At 65.9% G+C, this 25,512-nt stretch carries 24 protein-coding genes; 11 read left to right on the top strand and 13 right to left on the bottom strand.

The window, feature by feature from the left end; all coding sequences use genetic code 11:
- Positions 1-22: 22 nt before the first annotated feature.
- Positions 23-2,323, bottom strand: coding sequence for an ATP-dependent DNA helicase (locus A5892_RS03080; RefSeq protein ID WP_064121556.1), 2,301 nt, complete (start codon positions 2,321-2,323; stop codon positions 23-25).
- A complete protein-coding gene (locus tag A5892_RS03075; RefSeq protein ID WP_064121555.1) occupies positions 2,320-3,972 on the bottom strand; it encodes a VRR-NUC domain-containing protein in 1,653 nt (550 codons plus the stop codon). The genes A5892_RS03080 and A5892_RS03075 overlap by 4 nt, the downstream gene beginning before the upstream one ends.
- A 146-nt stretch (positions 3,973-4,118) precedes the next feature.
- Between A5892_RS03075 and A5892_RS03070 the strand changes: the two genes are divergently transcribed.
- The 4 genes from A5892_RS03070 (at position 4,119) to A5892_RS03055 (ending at position 7,285) form a co-directional block, all read left to right on the top strand.
- Entirely contained in the window at positions 4,119-4,493 is a 375-nt protein-coding gene (locus tag A5892_RS03070; RefSeq protein ID WP_064121554.1) for a hypothetical protein, read from the top strand.
- Positions 4,494-4,670: 177 nt separating this feature from the next.
- Complete coding sequence (locus tag A5892_RS03065) at positions 4,671-5,120, top strand: MerR family transcriptional regulator (protein WP_064121553.1); 450 nt, start codon at positions 4,671-4,673, stop codon at positions 5,118-5,120.
- A 136-nt stretch (positions 5,121-5,256) separates the two neighbouring features.
- Complete coding sequence (locus A5892_RS03060; protein ID WP_082890232.1) at positions 5,257-6,423, top strand: siderophore-interacting protein; 1,167 nt, start codon at positions 5,257-5,259, stop codon at positions 6,421-6,423.
- Between the two features lie 31 nt (positions 6,424-6,454).
- The gene (locus A5892_RS03055; RefSeq protein ID WP_064121551.1) at positions 6,455-7,285 is read left to right on the top strand and encodes a TrmH family RNA methyltransferase; all 831 of its coding nucleotides are present in this window, start codon (positions 6,455-6,457) and stop codon (positions 7,283-7,285) included.
- 23 nt (positions 7,286-7,308) lie between these two features.
- Here the strand turns inward: A5892_RS03055 and A5892_RS03050 are convergent, their stop codons facing one another.
- A complete protein-coding gene (locus tag A5892_RS03050) occupies positions 7,309-7,563 on the bottom strand; it encodes an aspartate/glutamate racemase family protein (RefSeq protein ID WP_223302778.1) in 255 nt (84 codons plus the stop codon).
- Positions 7,564-7,779: 216 nt separating this feature from the next.
- On the opposite strand from A5892_RS03050, the gene A5892_RS03045 reads away from it, so the two are divergent.
- The gene (locus tag A5892_RS03045; protein ID WP_064121549.1) at positions 7,780-8,463 is read left to right on the top strand and encodes an HAD family hydrolase; all 684 of its coding nucleotides are present in this window, start codon (positions 7,780-7,782) and stop codon (positions 8,461-8,463) included.
- 33 nt (positions 8,464-8,496) lie between these two features.
- Here the strand turns inward: A5892_RS03045 and A5892_RS03040 are convergent, their stop codons facing one another.
- Positions 8,497-10,053 carry a mannitol dehydrogenase family protein gene (locus A5892_RS03040; RefSeq protein ID WP_064121548.1) on the bottom strand — a complete coding sequence of 519 codons (1,557 nt, stop codon included), beginning with the start codon at positions 10,051-10,053 and terminating at the stop codon, positions 8,497-8,499.
- Positions 10,054-10,307: 254 nt separating this feature from the next.
- Here A5892_RS03040 and A5892_RS03035 point away from each other — a divergent pair, with 254 nt between their 5' ends.
- Both A5892_RS03035 and A5892_RS20405 read left to right on the top strand, forming a co-directional pair.
- Complete coding sequence (locus tag A5892_RS03035; protein WP_064121547.1) at positions 10,308-11,327, top strand: AGE family epimerase/isomerase; 1,020 nt, start codon at positions 10,308-10,310, stop codon at positions 11,325-11,327.
- A gap of 123 nt (positions 11,328-11,450) precedes the next feature.
- Complete coding sequence (locus A5892_RS20405; protein WP_190295703.1) at positions 11,451-11,606, top strand: hypothetical protein; 156 nt, start codon at positions 11,451-11,453, stop codon at positions 11,604-11,606.
- Between the two features lie 42 nt (positions 11,607-11,648).
- Here A5892_RS20405 and A5892_RS03030 read toward each other — a convergent pair whose 3' ends face one another.
- Positions 11,649-12,809 (bottom strand): M20 family metallopeptidase, encoded by a 1,161-nt coding sequence (locus tag A5892_RS03030; RefSeq protein ID WP_064121546.1) that lies wholly within the window; start codon positions 12,807-12,809, stop codon positions 11,649-11,651.
- Entirely contained in the window at positions 12,806-13,792 is a 987-nt protein-coding gene (locus A5892_RS03025) for a DMT family transporter (RefSeq protein WP_064121545.1), read from the bottom strand. Before A5892_RS03025 ends, A5892_RS03030 begins: the two co-directional genes overlap by 4 nt.
- Positions 13,793-13,887: 95 nt before the next feature.
- On the opposite strand from A5892_RS03025, the gene A5892_RS03020 reads away from it, so the two are divergent.
- The 4 genes from A5892_RS03020 (at position 13,888) to A5892_RS03005 (ending at position 17,344) form a co-directional block, all read left to right on the top strand.
- Complete coding sequence (locus A5892_RS03020; RefSeq protein WP_064121544.1) at positions 13,888-14,799, top strand: LysR family transcriptional regulator; 912 nt, start codon at positions 13,888-13,890, stop codon at positions 14,797-14,799.
- Between the two features lie 202 nt (positions 14,800-15,001).
- Entirely contained in the window at positions 15,002-16,330 is a 1,329-nt protein-coding gene (argG, locus tag A5892_RS03015) for an argininosuccinate synthase (protein WP_064121543.1), read from the top strand.
- 306 nt (positions 16,331-16,636) lie between these two features.
- On the top strand, positions 16,637-16,918 hold the full coding sequence (locus A5892_RS03010; RefSeq protein ID WP_064121542.1) for a hypothetical protein: 282 nt from the start codon (positions 16,637-16,639) through the stop codon (positions 16,916-16,918).
- Positions 16,919-17,155: 237 nt separating this feature from the next.
- Positions 17,156-17,344 (top strand): hypothetical protein, encoded by a 189-nt coding sequence (locus A5892_RS03005; RefSeq protein ID WP_064121541.1) that lies wholly within the window; start codon positions 17,156-17,158, stop codon positions 17,342-17,344.
- 13 nt (positions 17,345-17,357) lie between these two features.
- On the opposite strand, the gene A5892_RS03000 is transcribed toward A5892_RS03005, so the two are convergent.
- The 7 genes from A5892_RS03000 to pdxR form a co-directional block, all read right to left on the bottom strand.
- Entirely contained in the window at positions 17,358-18,839 is a 1,482-nt protein-coding gene (locus A5892_RS03000; protein WP_064121540.1) for a carboxypeptidase M32, read from the bottom strand.
- Positions 18,840-18,922: 83 nt separating this feature from the next.
- Entirely contained in the window at positions 18,923-20,248 is a 1,326-nt protein-coding gene (locus tag A5892_RS02995) for a TRAP transporter large permease (protein WP_064121539.1), read from the bottom strand.
- On the bottom strand, positions 20,245-20,760 hold the full coding sequence (locus tag A5892_RS02990) for a TRAP transporter small permease subunit (RefSeq protein ID WP_064121538.1): 516 nt from the start codon (positions 20,758-20,760) through the stop codon (positions 20,245-20,247). The genes A5892_RS02995 and A5892_RS02990 overlap by 4 nt, the downstream gene beginning before the upstream one ends.
- Positions 20,757-21,869: a TRAP transporter substrate-binding protein gene (locus tag A5892_RS02985; protein WP_064121537.1), complete on the bottom strand. Its 1,113-nt coding sequence runs from the start codon at positions 21,867-21,869 to the stop codon at positions 20,757-20,759. The genes A5892_RS02990 and A5892_RS02985 overlap by 4 nt, the downstream gene beginning before the upstream one ends.
- Before the next feature lie 341 nt (positions 21,870-22,210).
- Positions 22,211-22,657, bottom strand: coding sequence for an Lrp/AsnC family transcriptional regulator (locus A5892_RS02980; RefSeq protein WP_064124265.1), 447 nt, complete (start codon positions 22,655-22,657; stop codon positions 22,211-22,213).
- Between the two features lie 750 nt (positions 22,658-23,407).
- Positions 23,408-23,791: an oxalurate catabolism protein HpxZ gene (gene hpxZ / locus A5892_RS02975; protein WP_064121536.1), complete on the bottom strand. Its 384-nt coding sequence runs from the start codon at positions 23,789-23,791 to the stop codon at positions 23,408-23,410.
- Positions 23,792-23,927: 136 nt separating this feature from the next.
- Entirely contained in the window at positions 23,928-25,409 is a 1,482-nt protein-coding gene (gene pdxR, locus A5892_RS02970; RefSeq protein WP_064121535.1) for a MocR-like pyridoxine biosynthesis transcription factor PdxR, read from the bottom strand.
- Positions 25,410-25,512: the final 103 nt, after the last annotated feature.

Below are 25,512 nucleotides of genomic sequence, written 5' to 3'. Positions count from 1 at the left end.
TCGTTTCCAGCTTCCGCCCATCCTACGCCCGCTCGATCTCCCACCATGGCGGCAGCATCCCGCGCACCTCCGCGGTATCGAAACGATCATCGATCAGCCATAGCGCGCCGCGATCGTCCTCATCCCTAATCACCCGCCCCGCTGCCTGAATCACCTTGGTCAGGCCAGGATAGAGATAAGCATAGCGATACCCCCGCGACTCGCCAAAAAGCGCGCCCAGCCGCTGGCGCAGCGCCTGGTTGACGGCATTGAACTGAGGCAGGCCCAGGGTGGCGATGAAAGCGCCGACCAACCGGTCGCCTGGTAGATCGACCCCCTCGCCGAACGCGCCGCCGAGTACCGCGAAACCGATACCCTGCCCTCCGGGCGCGAAGCGCTCCAGAAAGGCGCGACGCTGCTCCTCTCCCATCCGCCGCGACTGCCGCCACTGCACGAGCCCGGGCGCCTTCTGGGCGAGCCGCTCAGCGACACGTTCGAGGTAATCGAAACTGCTGAAGAAGGCGAGGTAGTTGCCGGGGCACGCAGCGTAGCCGGCCTCGATCAGCTCGACGATCGGCTCGATCGACGCCTCGCGATCGCGATAGCGGGTGGAGATCCGCGAGACCGCCCGTACTCTCAACTGGGCGGCTGCGAACGGCGAGGCGACATCGAACCAAGCGGTCTGCGCTGGCAGCCCGAGCAGGTCGATGAAGTAATCGGTTGGCGCGAGCGTGGCGGAGAACAGCACGCAAGCGCGAGCTGCCTCGAAGCGCGGCGCAAGCCAGGGCCCTGGCACCAGGTTGCGCAACCTCAGCAGAAGCGTCTCCCGCGGCTTGCCGGGCAGCCGCTCGAACTCGCACTGGAAGTGTCTGGCGTCGAACAGCTCGAGCACACGGGCGAAGCCGAGTGCTTGCAGATAAAAGCGCATGAGTTCGGGGTCGACCGGCTCGTCGAGCTGGGTGGCCAGGTGCTCACCAAGTCTTGCCGTGAGCCCGGTAAGCTCCCCGACCAGTGTCGATGGGACCTCCTCGAGCACTCCTTCGAGCGGCGCCTCGCCCGCCGATGGGGCGAGCGCCTGGCGCTGGGTGCGAAACGCACGCGCCAACCGCTCGAAGCCCCTACGCAGCCCCTTGGGGGCACTGCGGGCAAGCTCGCGTACCGAGCGCTCATCGAGCTCGGCACTGAACATCAGCCGCCCGCGCTCGACCAGGTTGTGCGCCTCGTCGACCAGTACCCCGACCCGCCAGCGCTGCTCCTGGGCCAATGCGTGCAGCATACCGCCCAGGCCGAAGTAGTGGTTGTAGTCACCGACCACCACGTCGCTCCAACGCGCCATCTCCTGGCCGAGATAGTAGGGGCAGATGCCCTCGGCCAGGGCCAGCCGGCGCAGCGTCTCGGCATCCAGCAGTGAGCGCTCGCGAGCTACCTGCTCCAGCGCCTTCGCGCGTGCGGCGGGAAGACGGTCGTAGAAGCCCGCGGCCAGCGGGCAGCTTTCCCCATGGCAGGCCTTGTCCGGATGCTCGCAGCTCTTCTCCCGCGCGATCAGTTCGAGCGCGCGCAGCGGTGTGTCGAGGCCGGGGTCAAGCCGCGCCAGCGCATCCAGCGCGAGCTGCCGCCCGGGCGTCTTGGCGGTGAGAAAGAACACCTTGTCGAGCTTGCCGGCGGGCAGCGCCTTGAGCAGCGGAAACAAAGTGCCCAAGGTCTTGCCGATACCGGTCGGCGCCTGGAGCAGCAGCGGCCGTTCAAGGCGCGCCGCCTTGTACACCGTCTCTGCCAGCGCGCGCTGCCCGGGTCGGAAGTCGGCCATTGGGAACTTCATCGAAGCGAGCGCTCGCTCACGCTGGAGGGCGTGCTGCGCTTCTTGCTGCGCCCAAGAGAGAAACGCCTCGCAGGTCTCGGTGAAGAACCGCTCCAGCGCTTTTCGATCGTGCCGCGCGCGAATCACCGTCTCGCGCTCCCGGTCGATGTCGAAGTAGACCAGCGCCAGCTCGATCTCCTTTAGCGCGAAACGCTGGCAGGCGAGCCAGCCGTAGATCTTGGCCTGGGCCCAGTGCAGCTGGCGATGATTGTCGGGCTGGCGCTCCAGCTCGCCGCGATGGGTCTTGATCTCCTCGAGCCTCGGCACCGTCGCATCGAAACCATCGGCGCGTCCGCGTACTTTGAGCTCGCGGTACTCGCCCTCGAGGCTCAGCTCGCGCTGATAGCCCTCGCCGCGCCGCGCGGCCACCTTGGCATGCCCCTCGATCCCTTCGAGCGCGCTCGGCGAAGGCGTGAAGCGCAAATCGAGATCGCCACGCTTGGCGACGAACTCGCAAAGCGCCCGCACCGCGACGGTATAGCTCATCGCGGCTCTTCTGCCCAAGCCACCCAGCACACCGACACCGGGATGTCGTACTCGAGGCAGTGGGCGATCATCCGGCGCTGGTTGTCCTGCAGCCGGTCGCCCGGCCCCTTGACCTCGACCATCCGGTAGCGGCGCTGTTCAGGCCAGAACTGGATCAGGTCGGGGAAGCCTGCACGGTTGCGCTTGAGATCACTCAATAGCCACAGGCACCACTGTTTCAGGTGCGCCGCCGGCAGGCAGGCCAGCGCGCGTTCGAGCAGTGTCTGGTCGAGCACTCCCCAATGGACGAACGGCGACTGGATACCCTGCTTGTCAACGAAGCGTCGCCGGATCGTCCCCAGGTAGCGGTCATCGTCGAGCTCGGCCAGACAGGCATCGAACAGCGCGCGGCGACGCTCGACGAATCCCTCACGCATCAGGTCGGCCGGCCCCGTGTGGAAGGGATGGAAGAAGGCGCCGCTGATCGGGGCGAAGATCGCCTCCCAGCAGAGCAGCCCGAACAGCGAGTTGAGCAGGCCATTCTCGACGTAATGGACCGGCGCCTCCGGCCGGGTCAGATGATCGCGCACCGCGGCCTCGACGCTCAGGCTGCGCGGCAGGCGCAGCTCGAAGCTCTCCACCGGTGCGCTCTTGGCCACTGTAGGGCGAGGCAGCCCGAGACGACGATGCAGCCTGGGCGCGATCCGCGACAGCTGCTGGCGCTCCTCAGCGCTCTCCGGCGCGTCCTGCGCCTGCCGGGCCAACGACAACGCCGCCTCCGTGCGCCCCAACCGCTCGAGCAGCCGGACCCTTCTTACCCTGGCCCCCTGGGCCTGGCATAGGGCATAGATCGAGAGCGAGCGCTCACTATGACCGTGACGCTCGAGCTCCTTGGCGTAGGCGAGCAGCAGTCGCTGGCGGCGCTGCTCGATCCATGGATTGTCGAGCGCTCCCTCCACCGCCCAGCGCCCCTCCTCCCCTTCCATCGCCCCGATACCCTCCCGCTCGAGGCGATCTCGCAGCCGATGCAGGCGCAGGTAGTCTTCCACCTCTCCACGATGGTGGAAGCCACGTGATACGGGATCGAGCTGGATGCGCTCGAAGCGGTAGATGCCGAGGTCGGCAAGCACGAACTCGGAGAAGTCCTGGCGCAGGTTGCCGAAGAACATCAGCCGCAGCCGGTCGTAGCGGGCCGGATCACGCAGCTCGACCACCCGATCGGCGAGGCCCGGCGCCCACTGCGCCAGCGGACGTGGCTCGGGCTGCCTGGTCGAAAGCGACGCGCACCAGTCGGCCTTGCGGGTCGCCACCGGCGGCACACCGAGGAAGGTTTCGAGCTCGGCACGCCGCAGCAGCGAGAACAGCGCCTCGAGCGAGAGCGCAGGCTCCGGATCGACCAGGCCGGCATCGGCCAGCGCCTGCAGTGCGCTTTCCCGGCCGCCGACCGCTTCGATCTCGGGATAGACCAGCTTCGAGACCCGGAACAGTTCACCCTTGCGCATCACCATTCGCGCCAGCAGCGCGCGTGCCGCGACCGGCAAGCGGGAGAAACGCACGATGAATCCGCGCTCGTCATCGTCGAGCAGGTCGCCGTAGCGACCAGCGACCCAATCGAGCAGGGTGTGAAAATTGTCGAGGTAGTAAAGCGGGTCTTCGAGCGGATGGCTCATTGCCGATCCCATTGGGAACTGTATATCCGCACAAGATATCAGCCTATCCTCAGCTTCGCCAAACCTTGCGCGAACGCTCGACCGGGCGAGGCTGCTAAGATGAAGGCAATCTGATCCGTCCAGATCCGTTCCACCGAGGAGGCTTGATGATCCGGACCGTGCTGCTCGCCCTTGCCCTGGCCCTGCTGGTGCTCGGTCTGGTGTTCTGGCTGTTCAACCTGATGGCCTTGGGCACCAAGCGCTCGCTCTACGCCACCCTCGGCGTCGGTGCCGCCATGCTGGTCGTCGCTCTGCTGATCGGCCTGGTGGTCAGCGGCCAGGAGCGCCCGAGCAACGACCCCACCTTCCAACAGCGCTACCTGCGCGTCGCCACCCTGCGCGAGCCGAAGCGCATGCCGTCGCTTGCGATCTGCCCCTCGAGCGACCCCCGCCACCTGCTGCTGCTCGACGCCGATGGCGAACCGGTCGACGACATCCAGCAGGCGCAGAGCGTCTGGTGCGAGCGGAACCCGCGGAACTAACCGGCTTCCTCACCGCAGCAAGGGATCGAAACGATCGCGACGAACGAGGCCGGATGCGGCAATCACGCACGGGCACTTTACGTCAACGTCACCATGCTTAGAATGCCCGCTATCCGCCAGGCGCGCGGAAGCCACAGCGCCCTTTCGTTCGACCCCATCTCCCCAAGGTCCGCTCGCATGTCAGCCACCTACAGCATCTCCGCGCTCGCCAGCGAACTGGCCATCACCACACGCACGATTCGCTTCTACGAGGAGCAAGGGCTGCTCGAACCCGAGCGCCGCGGCCAGGAGCGGATCTACCACGAGCGCGACCGCAGCGCGCTGATTCTGGTGCTGCGTGCCAAACGGCTCGGTTTTTCGCTCAACGAGTGCCAGGCGCTGCTAGCGCTGTGCACGCAGCCGGCCGGCGACGATGCAGCCGGCCTGGGTGCGCGCATGGAGGGTATCGTCGCGCTGAGATCGAAACTGGCCGAACAGCGCGAAGCGATGGAGCAGCTCGACCAGCGCCTCGCCGACGCCGAAACCAAAGCCCGGGACCAGCTGGAGACGCTGCGGGTACCGCGTCGCGGCTCGCGCCCGGATGAGCAGCAGATGACGCTGTTCCGCTTCGACCAGCCGGACGGCTAGCACCAGCACTCACGGGCTCTCCGGGCAAGCTTCTACGCACCCGGCCCGAGTGCTAGACTCGGTCCTTGGAGTGGACCGCTGGGCGCTCCGCGCTGCTCCCATCCAGTCCGTTTCCCCGTCTCCGAAGGCCCGCCCCATGAGAAGCAACGTACTGCCCATCTCCCGCCAGTGTTCCAGCAAGGAGCAGCGACTGCTGCGTGCCTTGCGTGCCATGAACGGGCGTAACGCCTGGCCCTCCCATGCGGGGCACCTGCTCGAAGAGCTGGGCGTGGACAGTAGCGGCATCTATTCCCTGGCGCGCTTGATGCGTGCGATCGAGGACGAGCTCGAGGACTTCGAGCTGCTCGGACCAAGCTCGCCGTTCGTCTCGCGCGATGAGCTCAACCTGCTCGCCGCGCTGGGCCAGCCGCTCGAGGTCGAGGAGGCTGCCCGCACCCGTGCGCGGATCATCGGCAACGAAGAGTTTCGCGGCGCGGAGCTGATCAGGGCCTGTGCGGAAGCGCTCGAGCGCGCCAATGTGGCGCTGCGCCCGCGGGCGCCGCTCAAGGTAGCGCTCAATCCGCTCGACGACAGCGCCAACCTGCGGGTACGCCCGCAGTCCGAGCGGCGGCTGCGCGCGGTGGAGGTCGAATCGATCGAGGAAGTGACCCCGCGCGTACGCCGCCTGCACCTGACCGGCGAGGCGTTCGATGACTTCGACCCCAGCCTGCCGGCGCAGTGGGTGCTGCTGTTCTTGGGCGAAGGCGAGCAGCGCAACCGCGGGCGGATCTACGTCGTGCGCGAGTTCGATGCCGCGGCCAGGCGGTTGACCCTCGACCTGGTGCTCAACCAGGAAGGCGAGACCTCGAATTGGGTACGCAACGCCAAGCCCGGCGATCGGGCGCTCATCGCAGGTCCCCGCGGCGGCTTCGCGCTGCACGAGGAGGAGCCTTGGCTGCTGCTGGCCGGCGATGAAAGCGCGCTGCCGGCGATCGTTTCGATCATCGCCGCCCAGCCGCAAGAGCGGCGCATCACGGCGCTGATCGAGGTCGAGGATCGCCATGAGATCCAGCCGCTGCCGAATCATCCGCATCTAGATGCAGAGTGGCTGGTGCGCGGCGAATCGCGCTCCCTGGCCGCCGCGATCCAGGCCTGCGCCAGCGACCACCAGCACGGCTATGCCTGGGTCGGCACCGAAGCCAGCGATGCTCGCGAGATCCGGCTGCAGCTGACCCGGATGCGTGGCTTCGGCTTCGAACGCACCCATGTCACCGGATTCTGGAAGCGTGGCGAGCCGCGCTACAAGGACCTCGCCGCCGGCTGATGCCGCGAAAAGACGCAGACCAGGGTCGCCCATGCCAGTTCCATATCCTTCTTTCGACGCAGTGACCATCACCAGCGTCGCCAATCCGAGAGTCAAAGCGCTGCGCAAGCTCAAGGAGCGCAAGTATCGAGAACAGCTTGGCCAGCACCTGGTCGAGGGGGTGAGGGCGATCGCCGACGGCCTCGATGCCGAAGCGCGACTGGCCTGCCTGCTGTTCGACGCCGATGCGCGCGCGACCGAGCCCGCCCTGGCGGCGCTGCTCGCCCGTGCGGCCGGCCTTGGTACCGATCTGCTGCCGACCACCCGCGAGGTGCTCGGCGGCTTCTCGGCCCGTGCCAACCCCCATCACGCGGTCGCGGTGTTCGAGCAGCGCTGGACCGCGCTCGATACGCTCTCGCCGCGAGCCAGCGAGGTGTGGATCGCGCTGGAGTCACCGCGCGATCCTGGCAACTTAGGCACCATCATCCGCAGCTGCGAGGCGGCAGGCGGTGCCGGCGTGATTCTCATCGACGACGCCTGCGACCCCTACTCACCGGAGGCGATGCGCGCCAGCACCGGTGCGCTGTTCGGTGTACGCCTGGTCCGTAGCCGCCGTGACGAATTCATCGCCTGGGCGGCGCGCGAGCCGCTCGAGCTGATCGGCACCGGGCTTGCGCGCAGCGAAGACTATCGCTCGCCGGCCTACGCCGGCCCCACGGTGCTGCTGATGGGCACCGAGCGCGACGGCCTGAGCGAGGAGCTCGGTCTCGCCTGCGACCGTATCGTGCGGATTCCGATGCGCGGTCGCACCGATTCGCTCAACCTCTCGGTCGCAAGCGCCCTGATGCTGTTCGAGGCGACCAACCGCAAGGCCGGCGCCTGAGCCAGGTTTCACGTGAAACGTCATCATTCGGCCAGCGCGTACTCCACCGCCGCCTCGACGTGCAGCCGGGTGGTATCGTAGAGCGCCACACCGGTGTCCGGCGGGGTGACCAGCAGTCCGATCTCGGTACAGCCGAGGATCACCCCTTGGGCACCGCGAGCAGCCAACGCCTCGATCGCTTCGACGTAGCAGCGACGCGACCGCTCATGCAGCTCGCCATGGCACAGCTCGTCGAAGATGATCCGGTCCAGCTCGGCGATGTTCGGCGTATCCGGCACCAGCACATCGAGCTCGAACTCCCGTTAACCATCGGCGAACGATGCGCCCAGCGCTTTTTCGCCACCCCGACAATCCGACGGCCTTGGCTGGGACCCAGGACCAAAGTCGCGGCTCGATTTGTCATTGCCGCCCCGATTGGCCACCATGAAAGCCGGTCCGGCCCAAGCGTACGACGCCCTGCGGCCCTTCGAAGAACGACAATGAGAGGATTCGCGATGCATGACGCTCACCCGATCGAGGCAGTGATTTTCGATATGGACGGGCTGCTGCTGGACTCCGAGCGGCTGGCGATGGAAGCGCTGGTGGCGGCGGGAGACGAGCTCGGCTATGAGATGCCCGAATCGTTCTGCCAGGCGATGATCGGCGTGCCGGCCGATCGCTGCCGCGCGATGGTGGTCGAAACCTACGGCGCGGATTTCCCACTCGAGCGCTACTTCGCCGCCCAGGAGGTACACCTGCGCGCGATGGTCGACAATGGCCGGCTGAGCACCAAGGCGGGGGTCGGCGAGCTGCTCGACCTGCTCGACAACCATCGCCTGCCCCGCGCGATCGCCACCTCGTCGAGCCGCTACCGTACCGATCACCATTTGGCGCTGGCCGGCATCGACGGCCGCTTTCAGGCGATCATCACCCGCGACGACGTTTCGCGCGGCAAACCCCATGCAGACCCCTATCTCGCCGCCGCCGATAAACTCGGTGTAGCGCCGGCCAGCTGCCTGGCCCTCGAGGACTCCTACAACGGCATTCGCGCCGCGCGCGCAGCGAACATCCCGGTGATCATGATCCCGGATCTGCTGCCGCCGACCGACGAGATGCGCGATACCGCGCTGAAGGTGGTCGACACGCTCCATGACGTGGTCGAGTGGCTGACGCCGAGGCTCACCGTCCGAAGCGCCTGAGCGCCCCCCGGGCTCCTCGCGCGGCGCGGATGCTCAATCGGGATAGCGCTTGCCGAGAATCGTCTCGCCGAGCTGCGCGGCGATCACCTCGTGAATGTCGTAGCGGTGCAAATCGCTGATCGCCTGGGCGAGCTGGCTCGCGACCTGCTCCTGGCGCGGCAGCGCGTCGCCGAACACTTCGTCGTAGTCGAGGAAGGTCTCGGCGCGCAGCATCGGGTTCTCACGCGTCGCCCTGCACAGCCGCCTGATCTCGTCTTTGTTCGGGTCCTGGATGCTGACCGCGGTGCCGGCGGTATCGACCAATGCGAACCAGCGAATCCATGCAGCGATGGCGAGGATGGTGCAAGGGATGTCGCGACGCTCGGCGAGGTTGTAGCGCATCGGTTCGAGCAGCCTGGTGGCGAGCTTCATCGAGCCGTTGCGCCCGACCCGGCCCACCTCGTGGCGAATCGCCGGGTTGGCCAGCCGGCTGATCAGGCCATCGATGTAGTGATCGCGCCGCTCGCGCGATACCGGCACCGTCGGCCCCTGCTCGGAGCGCATGAAACGCTCGGCGAGCCGGGCGATCAGCGGATCCTGGATCGCCTCGGCGATGGTGCGATAGCCGGCCAGCGCGCCGATGTAGGCGAGCAGCATATGGGTGCCGTTGAGCAGCCTGAGCTTGGCGATCTCGAACGGCTCGACGTCGCTAACGAAGGTCGCACCTCCTTCCTCCCAGCGCGGCCTGGGGCCATCGAACTCCTCGATCACCCAATCGAGGAAGGGCTCGGCCACCACGGGTGCCGCGTCCTCGACACCGAGCAGCCCGAGCGCCTCGGCGCGATCCGAGTCGCCGGTCGAGGGCGCGATGCGGTCGACCATGGTGTTGGGGAACTGCACGTTGCGCTCGATCCAGGCCGCAAGGCCGTCATCCTCGAGCGCGGCGAAATCGCTCACCGCTTGCTTGAGCGTCGCACCGTTGGCGGTGAGATTGTCACAGCAGAGGATCACGGGAGGCACGTGCCCTGCATCCCGGGTCAGCGCCAGCCCTCTCACCAGCGCGCCGATCGGCGTCGCCGGGCGCGCGGCGCCAAGATCGGCGCGAATCGCCGGGTCCCCGGCGTCCAGCCGGTGGCTTGCGGGATCGAGAAAATAGCCACGATCGGTGACCGTCAGGGTGACGATCCGGGTCTCGGGGTCGGCCAGCCGGGCGGCGAGACCGCGAGCGTCGCTCGGGGCATGGACCACCTCGGAGATCGCGCCGATCACCTCGGCACGGCAACCCTCGGCGCTGCGTTCGATCAGGGTGTAGAGCCCCTGTTGAGGGGCCAGCGCATCGGGAGTGGTGCGGCGCACGAGGCTCGCCGAGCTGATTCCCCAGCGCAGCCCGGCATCGCCCTCGGCCTCGATCGCACGCTGGGTCACCAGCGCCTGGTGGGCACGGTGGAAAGCGCCGCAGCCGAGATGGAGTATGCCGCTGCGCAGTTTCGCCGGATCGAAGCGAGGGCGGCGTATTCCAGCCGGAAGTCCGCTCAGGCATGTCCGGTCGAGCCGGCGCACGGAAGAGATCGCATAGGACGGCGGCGTCGTATGGGTTTCAATCACGCTCATGGCTCGTCTCCTGGGACGCAAGCCGCAGCGTTGGATACAGCGACGGGCGATGATTCGGCCCGCTTTCGACTCACAGCGCCGGATGGCGCACGCGACCAAAGTCAGCTTGCGACCTGTCGGGTTTTATTGTTGAACCCTATTAGGCTTACCACACCGACGCCTCGAGGTCACCTTCACTTGGCCCGATCGCGCGCAAAGCGAAGCGATTCATGATAGCTTCACGCCGCCCAACCAAGCCCGCAGCAGGCCCCGCGATGACCACTCTCGAACGCTTCCAAGCCATCCTCAGCCGCTACCACGATGCGCTCGTCACCGCGCTCGAAAGCGACGGCCTGGTGCCCGAATTCCTCGCTACCGCCACCCGCAGCGACCGCCCTCCGCGGCTCTTGTGCCAGACCCGGGGCATCATCTACCTGGTGCACTTCCACCTTGCCTGCGCCCATCCGCCGGCGGCCAAACGGGCAGCCAAACTCTACGAAGAGATGCGCCCGCGCTATCTGCGCCACCACGACGGCCGCTACACGCCGCCCGCCCAGCACGACGGCGGCGCGCGCTACGAACTCGCCTTCCTGCTCAACGCTCAGGTACAGCTGGCCGAGCTCGAGCCGGTCGAAGGGCTCGACGATGATCTCAACGCGACCCTCGACGACATCCTCTCGGCGCCGTTCGAAACCTGGCTGCAGCCGCGGGCGGGCGGCGACTTCCTCGAGCTCAACGCCCTGATGCACCTGTTCGAGGCCCTGGCCATCACCCAGCGCTACCGGCCACAACCACGCATCGCCACGCACATCGAACGCATCGCCCAGGTAGCCAGCGAACGCTTTCTCGATACCGAACACGGCCTGCTCGCCGAACGGATCGCCGAGGACGGCCGGCTGCTCGAGTACGATCTCGGTCACAACTACGAATGGGCGTCGCTGCTACTGCTGAATGCCGATCTCGGGCTGGACTTCGCCGCCCTCGACCCGAAGACGCTGTGCAGCGCATCCGAGCGCGTCACTCTCGAGTCCTTCGCACCGCGGATGATCTCCAACCGGCTCGACGCCGAGCGCCGCCCGATGGCCTTCGACGCACGCATCTGGGTCAACCTCGAACGCCTGCGCTGCCTGGCGCTGAGCGGCTCGCCCCTGGCCGAGCCGCTGCTCGAGGAGATCCTCGATGCCTACTTCCCCGCCGACCTGCCCGAGGAGTACCTCGGCCAGCGCGGGCCGATCAAATCGACCACCGGCTACCATGTGATCGAGTGCTATCGGGCAGTGGCGGGCACGCGCTGAAACCACGCAGCGAGCAAGGAAATTCGGTCACCATCGGTGAATTGCATACTGCTTGCGCAGTTGGCGCATAGATTGCGCCCACGGCTCCCGCAGCGGAGTCCCGTGTGAACCGAGGTGATTGAAATGATCAAACGTATGCTATGGCTGGCCCCGGTGCTGCTCAGCCTGACCCTCAGCGGCTGCTTCCTCTTTCCGCCTCCGGGCGGCGGCGGTGGCGGCCCGGGCGGAGGGCCGAGCGGCGGCCACGGCGGCGGCCCTGCCGCCGGCGGACATCCCTGAGCAAACCGACCAACGGAACCCCATGCGGGTGCCGTTCGCGTGTCAGCCCTCGTCGAGATCGAGCAGGGTCAAGGCCAGCGCCTGGGCCCGGGGAACGAGGCTCGACAGCAGCAGATACTCACGCTCGGTATGCATCAAGGCGCCGACCGGGCCGGTGCCGCAGAGGGTGGGGATGCCGAGGCTCGCGGTGGTGCCGGCATCCGAGCAGCCGCCGGTGAACTCGCCCTCGACCTCGAAACCCAGCTCGGCCGCCGAGCGCTGATAGCGGGCCAGCAGCGCCTCGCTCATCGCCCGCTCCAGCGGCAGGAACCCAGAGACCTGGGTCAACGTCGCCTGGGTACCGGGCAGCTCTTCCCGCGCGGCAATCTCTTCGAGTGCCGCGAACAGCGCTTCGCGCTGCTCGAAGGTGACGAAGCGGGTGTCGATCCGCGCCCGGGCCCATGGCGCCACGGTATTGCTCGAGGTGCCCCCTTCGATCACGCCGACGTTGGTGGTGACGCCGGTGTCGTAGTCGGTCAGCGCGTGGATGCGTTGAATCTTGCGCGCCAGCGCTTCGATCGCGCTGACGCCATCGGCGTGGCTGACCCCGGAGTGCGCCGCGCGACCCGACACCTCGAGCACCAAGTTCGCCCCGCCCTTGCGCCCGGTGACCAGATTGCCACTGACCCGGCCAGGCTCGGCGTTGAACACTGCGCGAGCGTGGCGCACCGCGTCCTCGATCAGCGCCTTGCCATCCGGCGAGCCGATCTCCTCGTCGGCGGTGAATACCGCCTTGAGCGGGAAGGCCAGCCCGCCGGTGCGCGCCAGCGCGGCGAGCACGAAAAGGTTCATCACCAGCCCGCCTTTCATGTCAGCGACGCCGGGGCCGAAAGCCATGCCGTCGTGCTCCTCGTAGCTGCGCTCGGCCACCGTGCCGGTGGGGAACACGGTATCGCGATGGCCGAGCAGGACCACCGTGCCCTCACCCTCGCCCAAGCACGCCTCGAACAGGTCGCCGAAGCGCGGCCGCGGCGTGCGCCGTACCTCGATGCCCATTGCCTTGCACCACTCGGAGATCGCCTCGCCCACCGCATCGACCCCGGCCTTGTCGTGGCTGTGCGAGTCGATGTCGACCAGCAGCGCCAGCAGCGCGCGCATCTCTTCCTGCTGCTGCGACAGCCACTCGATCACCGCTGCACGCCTTGTCCCCGATCCTTCGTTCATCCCTTCCTCGCTTCAATGATTGTTATTTCAGGTTCAGCGAGTGTGGCACCCACGGCCTCGGCAGGTCGAGCGGCAGGTGCATCGGGCTCGCTCATCCCGCCCGGGGCGCTTGCCCGGATCGCCCATAGCGAGGCGAAGACGATGGCGCAGCCGCCGGCCCAGGCGCCGACGCTCAACCGCTCGTCGAGCCAAAAGGCGGCGAACAGTGCGCCGAACAGCGGCTCGCTGCCCATCAGCAACGAGACCCGAGTGGGACTCGCATGGCGCAGCGCATGGTTCTGGACGAAGAGGGCGAACAGGGTGCAGCACATCACCAGGTAGCCGAGCGCAAGCCAGAATGGCCAGGCGCGCGGCAGCGCTGGCAGCCCCTCTCCCGGCAGCGACAGGGCAAGGGCGACCGCTCCACCGGCGACCACCAGCGACTGCACCGCGGTCAACCCCAGGGCATCGCTCTCCCGGCTCAGCCGCTGGCGTCGGGTCACGCAGACCATCAGCGCACGCAGAAGCGCGGCGAGCAGGATCAGTCCATCGCCGAGCCCCACGCGAAGCTCGAGCTCGCCCGCCAGCAGGGCGGCGCCACCAAGCGCGAGCCCACAGCCGCCGAGCACCTGGGCGCGCGGCCGCACCCCGAGCAGCGCCCATTCGACCAGCGGAGTGAAGACCACGCAGAGGCTGATCAGGAACGCAGCATTGGCGGCCGAGGTCTGTACCACGCCATACGTCTCGCAAAGGAAGATCGCCAGCAGCAGCGCACCGAGCGGGAGCGCACCGAGTCCGGGCCAGGCGCCGCGACGCATCAGGCGCGGGGCGAGCAGCAAGGCGGCGAGCCCGAAGCGCAAGGCAATGAAGCCGAGCACCGGATAGAGAGCGAGCGCCTCCTTGGCGATGGCGTAGCTGCTCCCCCAGGCCACGGCGACCAATAGCAGCATCAGGTCGACGTAGCGCGGCACGATGAGCGAATGGGCAACGATTGGCGTATGCATCGAAAGCGATCTCCATGGCAAGAGCCGCCATTGTCCATTCATGCGCGTGGCGCTGATAATCCAGCGCAATGACACAACACTCGTTCCCCAGGATCATGAATAGACACGACACCATGCTGCCCTGGCTGGTCACCTTCGTGCGGGTGGTCGAGAGCGGCAGCTTCACCGCCGCCTCAACCCAGCTCGGCCTCAGCCCTTCGGCAGTGAGCCGTCAGATCGGCAAGCTCGAAACGGGGCTCTCTCTGCGGCTGTTCGAGCGCTCGACCCGACGGCTGCGGCTCACCGAATCGGGCCAGGCGGCCTACTCCCAGGCCCGCGAGATGGTCGACGCCTTCGAGGCCACGCTTGGCCTCGCCGAGCGCCTCGAGGCCGCACCGCGCGGCGTGCTGCGGGTGGCGATGCCGAAGGCCTTCGGCAAGTACCTGATGCTGCCGTTGATACCGGGGCTGCTCGAGCGTTACCCCGAGCTCGAGCTGCGGCTGATCCTCGACGACCGGCTGGTCGATCCGATCAAGGAGGGCTTCGACGCCATGGTGAGGATCACCGAGACACCGCCGCCCGGCATGGCCGGCCGGCCGCTGACCGAGGTCGAGCACCTGCTCTGCGCCTCGCCGGCCTACCTCGAGCGCCACGGCGAACCCGCCACCCCCGAGGCGCTGGCCGAGCATGCCTGCATCTTCCTCGGTGAAACTCCAGCCGACAGCCTTTGGCGTCTCGCCCGCGGCAGCGAGCAGCGAAGGGTCGCGGTGCGCGGACGCTACGCCTGCAACCACAGCGAGGCGCGCCTGGAGGCAGCGCTCGCCGGTCTAGGCATCGCCACGCTACCGCGCTTCACCGCGGCCCGGGCGCTGGCCGAGGAGCGGCTGCGCCGGGTACTGCCGGAGTGGCGCTATACCAGCACCTACCACGGCACCGCCTGGCTGCTCTACCCGCCCAAGCGCTTCGTGCCGCCGCGCCTGCGCGCCTTCGGCGAGTACTTGGCCAGCATGCTCGAAGGGCATCGCTGACGCCGGTTCGTGGGCAGCGTCGTTCGCGGTTATAATGCTGCGACTCAAGGACCAGCGAATCGCGCCTCCCGTCAGCCTCACCCAGCCAGGTCGAGGTCGGTTCGCCATCCGCTCGAACGCGCCGTGCTTGACCCCGCCCGTAGCGGCTCTGGATACTGCCGCGACGCGTAAATACAACCTTCAGCGACGACACCAGGCCCCAATGAGCACCATCCTCGAACATCTTCCCCACGGCGAGAAAGTCGGCATCGCCTTCTCCGGCGGCCTCGACACCAGCGCGGCGCTTTTGTGGATGCGCCAGAAAGGCGCGGTGCCCTATGCCTATACCGCGCATCTCGGCCAGCCGGACGAGAGCGACTACGACGAGATTCCGCGCAAGGCGATGAGCTACGGCGCGGAGAACGCCCGACTGATCGACTGCCGCATGCAGCTGGTCAACGAGGGGATCGCGGCATTGCAAAGTGGTGCCTTCCACGTCACTACCGCCGGGGTCACCTACTTCAACACCACCCCGATCGGCCGCGCGGTGACCGGCACCATGCTGGTCGCGGCGATGAAGGAAGACGACGTCCACATCTGGGGCGACGGCAGCACCTACAAGGGCAATGACATCGAGCGGTTCTATCGCTATGGCCTGATGACCAATCCGGCGCTACGGATCTACAAGCCGTGGCTCGACCAGGACTTCATCGATGAGCTTGGCGGTCGCAAGGAGATGTCCGAGTTCATGAACGCCAACGGCTTCGACTACAAGATGTCGACCGAAAAGGCCTACTCCACCGACTCCAACATCCTCGGCGCCACCCACGAGGCGAAGGATCTCGAGTTCCTCGACAGCGGGATCAAGATCGTCCAGCCGATCATGGGCACCGCGTTCTGGAAAGAAGAGGTGCAGATCAAGCCCGAGACCGTCAGCGTGCGCTTCGAGGAAGGCCGCCCGGTGGCACTGAACGGCATCGAGTACGCCGATCCCGTCGAGCTGATCCTCGAAGCCAACCGCATCGGCGGCCGCCACGGGCTCGGCATGTCGGATCAGATCGAGAACCGGATCATCGAGGCGAAGAGCCGCGGGATCTACGAAGCCCCCGGCATGGCGCTGCTGTTCATCGCTTACGAGCGCCTGGTCACCGGCATTCACAACGAAGACACCATCGAGCAGTACCGGATCAACGGCCTGCGGCTTGGCCGGCTGCTCTACCAGGGCCGCTGGTTCGACCCGCAGGCGCTGATGCTGCGTGAAACCGCCCAGCGCTGGGTCGCCCGCGCGGTCACCGGCGAAGTGGTGATCGAGCTGCGCCGCGGCAACGACTACTCGCTGCTCGATACCGTCTCTCCCAACCTGACCTACAAGGCCGAGCGCCTGACCATGGAGAAGGGCGAGTCGAGCTTCACCCCACGAGACCGCATCGGTCAGCTGACCATGCGCAACCACGACATCAGTGACACTCGCGAGAAGCTCGCCACCTACGTGAACAGTGGCCTGCTGGCCAAGCCGGACAACGGCGGCCTGCCGAAGATCGACGAGGACTGATCCCGACGCGCGACCGGCGCGAACGGATGAGACCAGCGGGGCGCATCGATCGATGCGCCCCGTTCATTTTCCCGGCGTTAAGCCTCGATGCCCGCACCAAAGCGGCTGAATCCTGCCCGCGTTTACCCCACAGCAGCGCACCTATCCCCTCTCCAAATCGATGCATGGTTTCCATTTCGGAAACATAGAGCTTCCATAAGAAACCTACTAATAATTAGCGCTCTCAATATAATCACTCCATCGCACAAGGCAGCAGCCAAGAAGGCTCAACGCCACTGCGCCCATACGCAAATGGAGCAAGAAATCATGAAAGCACTCAAACTCATCGTTGCCGCTTCGGCCATCGCTCTCGGCGCCACCAGCCTCCAGGCCAGTGCTTCGACCTACCCGAGCATCGACACCCAACCGGGTGGCAACCATGCCCAGATCACCCAGAGCATCGACAGCCGTCCGGGTGGCAACCACGCCCAGACCCCGAGCATCGATAGCCGTCCCGGTGGCAACTACGTGAACGTCGACTACGCTGCCCCCTCCTCTGCCCTGGGCAGTGATGAACGCGGCCTCGACACCAAACCGGGCTCTCGCTGATCGATTGTCCGACCCAGCACCCGAATCGAAGCGGGGTCGCTCCAAGGAGCCACCCCGCTTTTTTGTGCTCGAGGCGATGGGGAAAATCCTCGCCGCCAAATTCGAATCCAGACCTTCAGCTAACGTTGCCTCCCACGATCACTGCGGTGACTAGAGTTACTCGAGTGCTGCCCCGATACACCGGACGCCCCGGTTTCTCGAATCCCAAGCGTCCGAGACGACCAAAGGAGCCCTGCCATGAAGCGCATCCACCTCTTCATCGCCGCAGTGACCATTGCGCTCGGCGCCACCAGCCTCAATGCCAGCGCCGCGGTGCACTCAAGCGGGGATGTTCCGACAGGCCATCATGCCAGTGGCGAAGGCGAGGTCTCCTCGATCCTCGGCAGCGACGATCGCGGTCTGGATACCTCTCCGGGCTCCCACTGAGCGCGACCTCCATCTATGCGTAGCGGCGCTCGAGGTGCGCGCGATAGGCCTGGGTACTGACTGGCGCACCGGTGGCTCGACGCAGCAGCTCGTCGGTCGAGTAGCGGCTGCCGTGGCTCCATACGTTGGCATCCAACCAGCCGAACAGCACGCCGAGCTCGCCATCGGCGATCCGCTCGTCGAGCCCGGGCAGTGCCTGACGCGCGGCGGCGAATAGCTGGGCTGCGTAGATCGCCCCGAGGGTGTAGGTCGGAAAGTAGCCGAAACCGCCGTCGGTCCAGTGGATGTCCTGCATGCAGCCGTTGCGGTAGTCGCCCCGGGTATCGACACCGAGATAGCGCAGCATCCGCTCGTCCCAGGCCGCCGGAATATCATCGACCTCGAGCTCGCCCTCGATCAGCGCACGCTCGATCTGGTAGCGCAGCATGACGTGAGCGGGATAGCACAGCTCGTCCGCATCGACCCTGATCTTGCCCGGCGCGACCCGCCGCACTCGCCGAGCCAGCGCTTCCAGATCGAGTCCGGGTCGGCGCCCGAAGTGATTACTCACCATCGGCTGGAGCAGCGACAGAAAAGCATCCGAACGCGCCAGCTGCATCTCGAATGAGAGGCTTTGCGATTCATGCATACCCATCGAGCGGGCCAGCCCGATCGGGCGCCCATGAAAGCGCGAAGGCAGGTTCTGCTCATAGCGCGCATGCCCAGTCTCATGGATCACGCTCATCAGTGCGGGAAGAAAGTCGCCCTCATCGAAGCGCGTGGTAATGCGCACATCGCTAGGAACGCCTCCACAGAAAGGGTGAGCGCTCACATCGAGCCGTCCGGCCTCGAAGTCGAAGCCGAGCAGCGCCATCACCTCGAGCCCGAGGCGTCGCTGGGCCTCGGGATCGAAAGAACCCTCGAGCGAGGTTTCAGCTACTCGCGCCTGGCGCTCCAGCGCTCGCTCGATCAGCTCGGGCAGCCAGCTGCTGAGATCGGCGAACAGCGGATCCAGCCGCTCGGCACGCATGCCCGGCTCGTAGTGATCGAGCAGCGCATCGTAGCGGCCGAGCCCGGTGAGCTCGGCACGAATCGATGCTTCTTCGCGGGCAAGACGCACCACCTCGCGCAGGTTGGCTGCGAAACCCGTCCAGTCATTGGCCGGACGCTGGCGCCGCCAGGCGTGCTCGCAGCGTGCGCCGGCCAGCGACTTGGCCTCGACCAGCGCTGGCGGCAGCGCGGTCGTCCAGGCGTGACGCCGCTTCATCTCGACGAGATCGGCACGCTGGTCGTCGTCCAGCGACTCCTGCTCGGCCGCCGACAGCAGCTCGGCGACCCGGGGCGCTGCGAGCCGCGCCTGGATCTCGAGCTCGAGCTCGGCCATCGCTTCGGCGCGCGCCGTACTCCCCTTCGACGACATCATCACATACATGTCCCAACCAGAGATCGCACTCAGGTGCTCGAGCCGGGATAACCGTTGGAAAAGATCGCAAAGGGAAGCGTAAGCGGAGGTCATAAGGAGCGGTCACCGTGCAGTGGGAGGGGGCCTGAGCGTTCGAGTCTATCGCATCCCGGCGGCTCGTCCCCTCCCACTGGCGGCTACCAGCCGATCGCCTGAGGCAACCAGGTCGCGAGCGCCGGGAAGAAGAACACCAGCGCGACCGCGAGCATCTGCAGCACGACGAACGGAAGGGCGCCGAGGTAGATGTCGCTGGTCTTGACCTCCGGCGGCGCAACGCCTTTGAGGAAGAACAACGACCAGCCGAACGGCGGAGTGAGAAACGACATCTGCAGATTGAGCGCCACCAGGATCGCCAGCCACACCATGTCGGTGCCATAGCCGAGAAACACCGGCAAGAACATCGGCAGTGCGATGTAGGAGATCTCGATCCACTCGAGGAAGAAGCCGAGTACGAACAGCACCGCCATCAAGAAGAGGATCGCGCCAAGCTCTCCGCCCGGAAGCATCATGAACAGATCGTGCACCAGCGCCTCGCCACCGAGCCCGCGGAAAGCAAGCGAGAAGGGCTGGGAGCACAGCAGGATGAGGAAGATCATCGCGCTGATGCTCAGCGTGCCATGCAGCGTCTGCTTGAGTACCTGCCAACTCAAGCGCCGCGAGACGATCGCGATCACCAGACTGCCCAGCGCGCCCATCGAGGCCGCTTCGGTGGGCGCCGCGATCCCTGCGATGATCGAACCGAGCACCGCGACCACCAGCAGCAGCGGAGGCAGCACCGAGCCCAGGATATCCTTGCACAGCTGCAAGCGAGAGGTCTGGCTGCGCTCCTCGAGCGGAATGGCCGGCATCCAGTCGGGCCGCAGCCACCCCAGCAGCAGGATGAAGATGGCATAGATCGATGCCAGCGCCATGCTGGGAATGAAGGCGGCAGCGAAGATCGATCCGACCGATTCACCAAGAATATCGGCCAGCAGGATCAGCACCAGGCTGGGTGGGATGATCTGCCCAAGGGTGCCGGAGGCGCATATCGTGCCGCAGGCGATGCTGGTCTTGTAGCCGCGGCGCAGCAGCACCGGCAGCGTGAGCAGCCCGATGGTGACCACCGTGGCGCCGACGATGCCGGTCGAGGCCCCGAGCAGCACGCCGACCAGCACGATGGCCAGCCCCATTCCGCCGTTCAGCCCTCGCATCGCCTTGCCGATCGTATCGAGCATATCCACGGCGATCCGCGACTTCTCGAGCATCACACCCATGAAAGTGAAAAGCGGGATCGCAAGCAGGGTGTAGTTGCTCACTACTCCATACATGCGCGAGGGCAGGAGGCTGAACAGCATCGGTCCGAAGCCGATGAAGCCGGCGACGAAGCCTGAAACCGCCAGCGAAATCGCCACCGGGACGCCGATCATCATCATCGTGAAGAAGCCCGCGACCATGACGATCGGTAACAACTCGTTCGGACTCATGGCGTCTGCTCCCCGCCTTCCTTGGTCGCTAGGGTGCAAAGCGCACGCAGCGTATCAGCGACGCCTTGCAGCGCGAACAGGCCGAAGCCGATCACCAGCAATGACTTCAGCAGGTACCTGTACGACAGCCCGCCGGGGTCCGGCGAGCCCTCGCCGATCCGATAGGACTGCATCACATAGGGAAACGCGACCCATGCGATGAAGCCGCCCACCGCGCAGGTGGCGATAGCGCTGAACAGATCGATGCCGGCGCGGACTCGCGGGCGAAACTTCTCATAGAGGAAGTCGACCCGGACGTCGGCACGGTGCTTGAGGGTATAGGCCATCCCGATCAGCGCGATCGGCGAGAGCAGGTGCCATTCGAACTCTTGGAAAGCCACCGAACTGAAGCCGAGGAAATTGCGCCCCAGCACGTTGAAGGCCACCAGCAGCACCAGCAACAGAACGCACCACCGCGCCACCCACCCCACTGCCTCGACGATCCTCTCTATGCCATGGACCACGGACATCATGCGCGGCCGTCCCCCAGGTTCATGAACCCGCGCTCGCCGACCGCCGCCCATGAAGCGTACTTGGAGCGAAACGCCATGAAGTGCTCATGTATCCGCTGGGTCGCCGGATCGGCCGCGGCCATGCTCGCCAAGGTATCGTTGGTCACTTCATACAGACGGGCGATGATCTCAGGCGGCAGCGGGCGGGCGATGACCCCCTCGTTGGTGACCAAGTCCTCCAATGCGTCGGCGTTGACGGCGTCGGACCAGGCAAGGCTTTCGTTGTTGCACGCCTGGGCTGCGTTCCTGACGATGGCCTGGAGATCCTCCGGCAGGCTGTCCCAGGCGCCCTTGTTGATGATCAGCTCGGTGACGTTGGTCGGCTCGTGCCAGCCGGTGGTGTAGTAGTTCTTCGCCGCGTTGTGCAGCCCCATGCGCCGGTCCTGATAAGGCCCGACGAACTCAGCGGCATCGATCACCCCACGCTCCAGCGCAGGGAATATCTCGCCCCCCGGCAGCAGCCTGACCGAAACGCCCAGCTCGCTGTAGACCCTGCCCGCAAGCCCGGGGATGCGCATTTGCAGCCCATTGAGATCATCGACGCTTTCCAGCGGCTGACGGAACCAGCCGGTCATCTGGGTGCCGGTGTTGCCTATTGGCATCGGCACCAGGCCGAAGGGCTCGTACAGCTCCTCCCATAGCGCCAATCCGCCACCGTTGTAGATCCAGGCATTCATTCCCTGGGTATTCATGCCGAACGGCACGGCGGTGAAGTACTGGGCGGCGGGCACCCTGCCCGACCAGAAGAATGCGTTGGCGGCGTTCATCTCCACCAGACCGCTGGACACCGCGTCGAATCCTTCCAGGGCGGGAATCAGCTCTCCCGCGGCAAAATGCTGGATCCTCAGCCGCCCTCCCGACATCGACGCGACCCGCTGGCAGAAATCGGTCGGGCTACCCGGCCCTTGCACGTAGAACGGCGACCCAGGAGCGTAGGCGTTGGTCATTCTCCAATTGAACGTTCTATTGCTGTCCGCCCTGACCACCGCAGGGGCACCGAGGATCAAACCAGCGCCAGTACCGGCAGCGATGGCGCTCTTGGCCAGGAAATTGCGTCGATTCAGGCTCATCGAAGGCTTACTCATGGTGATGGAGGATGCATTGAGTGACGAATGTAAATTCGAAGCTCAGCTCAGATAGCAATCCGCATGCCATGAATGTCCTCGTAACTTATTGATTTTATCCTTATAAATTAACTATAACTTAATAAATCATCAGTGTGCGCACTAAAAAGCATCAGTGCGCTTCACTATTTCGTAGCGAAATGGAAACCGGAATCGTCATGTGCATCCATTTGTCATCCAGCCTGTCGTTTTCCACCCCATTCCATTTCTCTGGCGCGTCGACCGTTGCCGGATGTCACCTACGCACCAGCGTCGCTAGGCTGCACGAATTTAACGCACGGCCCAGGCTACAACCGAGCGCCGCCGCGCCGGTGCTTGACCCGCGTCATCAGAGCCGTGCAATTGACCGAGAGGATCTCGGGATGATTGAAGATATGCTCGCGCACAAAGGCTTCGAATCTTTCAGGGCCATCGGTCAGGGTGTGCACATGCAAGCTCTTCAGATCGCTCATGATGTAGAGACTGACGACTTCGAGCGTAGATGCCAGCCGCTCGGCCACTTGCTCGATCGCATGCGGCGCAACGGTCAGATCGACGAAGTTCGAAATGCTCTTGCCCAGCTTTTCCGGATTGATCACGGTGGTGAAGCTCTCGATCACCCCGCTGTCGACCAGCGCCTTGACCCGCACTCGGGCGTAGGCGCGCGAAATGTTCAGCTGCCGCGCCATATCGGCATACGACACACGCGAGTCCTTGATCAGGATATTGAGTAGTGCGTTGTCCAGTTGATCCATCGATCCCAGCCCTTGAAAAAGAAGTTCATCCAAGCCGGAGTCGATGAGGAACCCGGCGGGAACGCCATGGCTCCCCCGTTCGCGTCTCTCGATGCGCTTCTCGCTTGAGATGCTCGGATAGCCAGCGAGGAACGAGCCGAGTCGAACCACAGCTCTAGCGCCGAGGCCTGGTCTCTCAGCCCCGTTCGTGGTGAGCCGGGCCCTCACCGATCCAAGCCGCCTCACCAAAAGCCATGGGCCCGAGTCGAACCACGGCTCTGGCGCCGAGGCCTGGTCCCTCGACTGGCGTCCTCCAGCCTTTGCTGATACTTGCATCTACTGCGCATGGACGCCGCTCGGGACGAACGGAGGGGAGGTCGGCGCCAAGGCCCGATCTCTCAGCCCCATTCGTGGTGAGCCGGGCCCTCACCGATCCAAGCCGCCTCACCAAAGGCCGTGGGGCCCGAGTCGAACCACGGCTCTGGCGCCAAGGCTTGGTCCCTCAGCCCCGTTCGTGGTGAGCCGGGCCCTCACCGACCCAAGCCGCCTCACCAAAGACCGTGAGGGCCCGAGTCGAACCACGGCTCTGGCACCGAGGCCTGGTCTCTCGACTGGCGTCCTCCGGCCTTTGCTGGCGCTTGCAGCCGGTGCGCATGGACGCCGCTCGGGACGAAAGGTGGGGAGGTCGGCGCCGAGGCCCCGTTCCAAGCATGTGGTGAGCGCGTCGAACCGCTTTCGGAACAAGCGGCGCTCCAAGGAACCGCCACACTCTCAATGCGAGCTGCCCATCAGCGAGACATGGGCGGCGACGATTCGCCAGCCTTCGTCGGTACGCAGCCAGGTCTGACTCTGGCGACCGATCTTGTCGCTGCCTTCACGCTGGAACTCCAGGTTGGAGGTGGCGAAATCATCGCCGAAGCTCGACACCACCCGCTTCAGCACCCGGCGGCTCGGCGAGCCGCCGGGGCGCGCAAGACGAAAAGCACGAATCTCGTCGATCCCGTAGAGATTCTCACCGACGCCGTAGCGCAGCGTTTGAGGAGCATCGAGGAACAGCGCATCGAGGGTATCCAGGTCGTTGCTCATCAACGCTTCCTCATAGCGATCGCAGGCCGCGTTCACTTCACGCAGCACCTCGGGCTTATCGACTTCCATCGTATCTCCTCGCACCGGTTGGAATATGCGCCAGGATAAGCGCCACCGATCTGGATGTCTGCCGCGCGTCACGCGATGCATCCGGACACTAAGCGAAATACCGATAGCACGGGCGAAAAGCCTTCGCGCCCCTGGTTCATTCAGCCATGGCGCGTTCGATGCAGGCGGCGAGGCGTTCGAAGGGCACACACATCTCGCTTTCGTCGACGCTGGCATAGCCGAGCATCAGCCCGCGTCGCACGGTCTCGCCTGCGTAGTAGCACGACAGCGGCCGGACCAGTACCCCCTGGGCCGCGGATTCTCTGGCCAGCGCGACGTCATCGACCGCGTCGGGCAGTTGCAGCACCAGGTGGAGGCCGGCCCGGTCGCGGGCGTCCGCGGGCAGCAGGCTGGTGCCGAAGCGTGCGTCGATCAGGCTGCTCAACTGCTCGCGGCGGCGGCCGTATACGCTGCGCATACGCCTGACATGACGAGCGTACTCGCCGCTGTCGATGAACTCCGCCAGCGCCCGCTGGGTCAATCCATGGCCGCCGCGATGGAGATCCAGGTAAGCGCTGGAGAAGCCTTCGGCGAGCGCCTCGGGCAGGACCAGGTAGGCTATTCTCAGCCCCGGATAGATGGTCTTGCTGAAGGTGCCGGCGTAGATCACCGGCGCTCCGGGCTCGAGTCCTTGCAGCGAGGGAATCGGACTGCCCGAGTAGCGGAATTCGCTGTCGTAGTCGTCCTCGACGATCAGCGCATCGAAGCGCCGGGCCAGATCGAGCAGCTGGCGGCGACGCTGGATACTCATCACCGCGCCGAGCGGATAATGGTGCGACGGCGTGGTGAAGATCAGCCGGGGAGGGCGTCCGAACGGCTCCTCGGGGCGCATCCCCTCGTCGTCGACCGCCACTGGCTGGGTATCGAGCCCGTTGATCTCGAGCAGCCGTCGAATGCCCCAGTAGCCGGGCTCCTCGAGCCAGGCGAGGTCTCCGGGGTCGGCCAGCAGGCGGCTGATCAGGTCGATGCCCTGGTGCAGGCCCTCGGTGATCAGGATTCGCTCCGGCGCGCAGTGCACCCCACGCACCAAGGTCAGGTGGTTGGCGAGCGCACGGCGCAGCTGCGGATCGCCGCCCTGCTCCGGATAGCTCAGCATCCCCGGTGCGGCACTGGCGGAGAGCGCCGCCAGCCGACGCTGCAATCGCACGTGGGGAAAAAGCCGCACGTCGGGCACGCCCGGCATGAACGCTCCCCATTGACGTACCGAGGCGCTGGCATGCTCGATCAGCGCGGCTCCGCGTCGCGACAGGCCGGTCGGCGCGTCGCTGCCGGCGTCGGGCAGGGCGCCGCCGGGCTGGCGCAGCGGGTAGGCGCTGTCGAGATCGGCAACGAAGGTACCGCTACCGACCCGCGCGGTGAGGAAACCTTCGACCAGCAGCTGATCGAACACCTTGGTCACCGTATTGCGCGAAATGCCGAGCCCTTGAGCCAGCTCGCGCGAGGCCGGCAGCCGGCTGCCAGTCGCGAACACCCCATCGAGGATCGCTTGACGGATGCAGCCATAGAGCCGCTCGCCGAGCAGCGCATCAGCGCGCTGCGGCAAGCGCAGCTGGAGATGTTCAAGCCACAGGTCGCGCATGTTTCATCCTCGAAATGGCCCCTTCGGTTTACCATGATTGGATCTTTACCCAAGGGCCAATAGACCTAACAATCTTCCCCACTATCGCCTATTCCCGCCAGCC

The organism is Halotalea alkalilenta, assembly GCF_001648175.1.
GTDB classification, from domain to species: Bacteria; Pseudomonadota; Gammaproteobacteria; order Pseudomonadales; family Halomonadaceae; genus Halotalea; species Halotalea alkalilenta_A.
The sequence above is the reverse complement of the archived record's forward strand: the minus strand, read 5'-3'. Positions and strand labels throughout refer to the sequence as shown.

Excerpts from the sequence above, each read along its gene's own strand:
- A5892_RS03080 (WP_064121556.1), bottom strand. The coding sequence starts at position 2,323 with ATGAGCTATACCGTCGCGGTGCGGGCGCTTTGCGAGTTCGTCGCCAAG.
- A5892_RS03075 (WP_064121555.1), bottom strand. The coding sequence starts at position 3,972 with ATGAGCCATCCGCTCGAAGACCCGCTTTACTACCTCGACAATTTTCAC.
- A5892_RS03070 (WP_064121554.1), top strand. The coding sequence starts at position 4,119 with ATGATCCGGACCGTGCTGCTCGCCCTTGCCCTGGCCCTGCTGGTGCTC.
- A5892_RS03065 (WP_064121553.1), top strand. The coding sequence starts at position 4,671 with ATGTCAGCCACCTACAGCATCTCCGCGCTCGCCAGCGAACTGGCCATC.
- A5892_RS03060 (WP_082890232.1), top strand. The coding sequence starts at position 5,257 with ATGAGAAGCAACGTACTGCCCATCTCCCGCCAGTGTTCCAGCAAGGAG.
- A5892_RS03055 (WP_064121551.1), top strand. The coding sequence starts at position 6,455 with ATGCCAGTTCCATATCCTTCTTTCGACGCAGTGACCATCACCAGCGTC.
- A5892_RS03045 (WP_064121549.1), top strand. The coding sequence starts at position 7,780 with ATGCATGACGCTCACCCGATCGAGGCAGTGATTTTCGATATGGACGGG.
- A5892_RS03040 (WP_064121548.1), bottom strand. The coding sequence starts at position 10,053 with ATGAGCGTGATTGAAACCCATACGACGCCGCCGTCCTATGCGATCTCT.
- A5892_RS03035 (WP_064121547.1), top strand. The coding sequence starts at position 10,308 with ATGACCACTCTCGAACGCTTCCAAGCCATCCTCAGCCGCTACCACGAT.
- A5892_RS20405 (WP_190295703.1), top strand. The coding sequence starts at position 11,451 with ATGATCAAACGTATGCTATGGCTGGCCCCGGTGCTGCTCAGCCTGACC.
- A5892_RS03030 (WP_064121546.1), bottom strand. The coding sequence starts at position 12,809 with ATGAACGAAGGATCGGGGACAAGGCGTGCAGCGGTGATCGAGTGGCTG.
- A5892_RS03025 (WP_064121545.1), bottom strand. The coding sequence starts at position 13,792 with ATGCATACGCCAATCGTTGCCCATTCGCTCATCGTGCCGCGCTACGTC.
- A5892_RS03020 (WP_064121544.1), top strand. The coding sequence starts at position 13,888 with ATGAATAGACACGACACCATGCTGCCCTGGCTGGTCACCTTCGTGCGG.
- argG (WP_064121543.1), top strand. The coding sequence starts at position 15,002 with ATGAGCACCATCCTCGAACATCTTCCCCACGGCGAGAAAGTCGGCATC.
- A5892_RS03010 (WP_064121542.1), top strand. The coding sequence starts at position 16,637 with ATGAAAGCACTCAAACTCATCGTTGCCGCTTCGGCCATCGCTCTCGGC.
- A5892_RS03005 (WP_064121541.1), top strand. The coding sequence starts at position 17,156 with ATGAAGCGCATCCACCTCTTCATCGCCGCAGTGACCATTGCGCTCGGC.
- A5892_RS03000 (WP_064121540.1), bottom strand. The coding sequence starts at position 18,839 with ATGACCTCCGCTTACGCTTCCCTTTGCGATCTTTTCCAACGGTTATCC.
- A5892_RS02995 (WP_064121539.1), bottom strand. The coding sequence starts at position 20,248 with ATGAGTCCGAACGAGTTGTTACCGATCGTCATGGTCGCGGGCTTCTTC.
- A5892_RS02990 (WP_064121538.1), bottom strand. The coding sequence starts at position 20,760 with ATGATGTCCGTGGTCCATGGCATAGAGAGGATCGTCGAGGCAGTGGGG.
- A5892_RS02985 (WP_064121537.1), bottom strand. The coding sequence starts at position 21,869 with ATGAGCCTGAATCGACGCAATTTCCTGGCCAAGAGCGCCATCGCTGCC.
- A5892_RS02980 (WP_064124265.1), bottom strand. The coding sequence starts at position 22,657 with ATGGATCAACTGGACAACGCACTACTCAATATCCTGATCAAGGACTCG.
- hpxZ (WP_064121536.1), bottom strand. The coding sequence starts at position 23,791 with ATGGAAGTCGATAAGCCCGAGGTGCTGCGTGAAGTGAACGCGGCCTGC.
- pdxR (WP_064121535.1), bottom strand. The coding sequence starts at position 25,409 with ATGCGCGACCTGTGGCTTGAACATCTCCAGCTGCGCTTGCCGCAGCGC.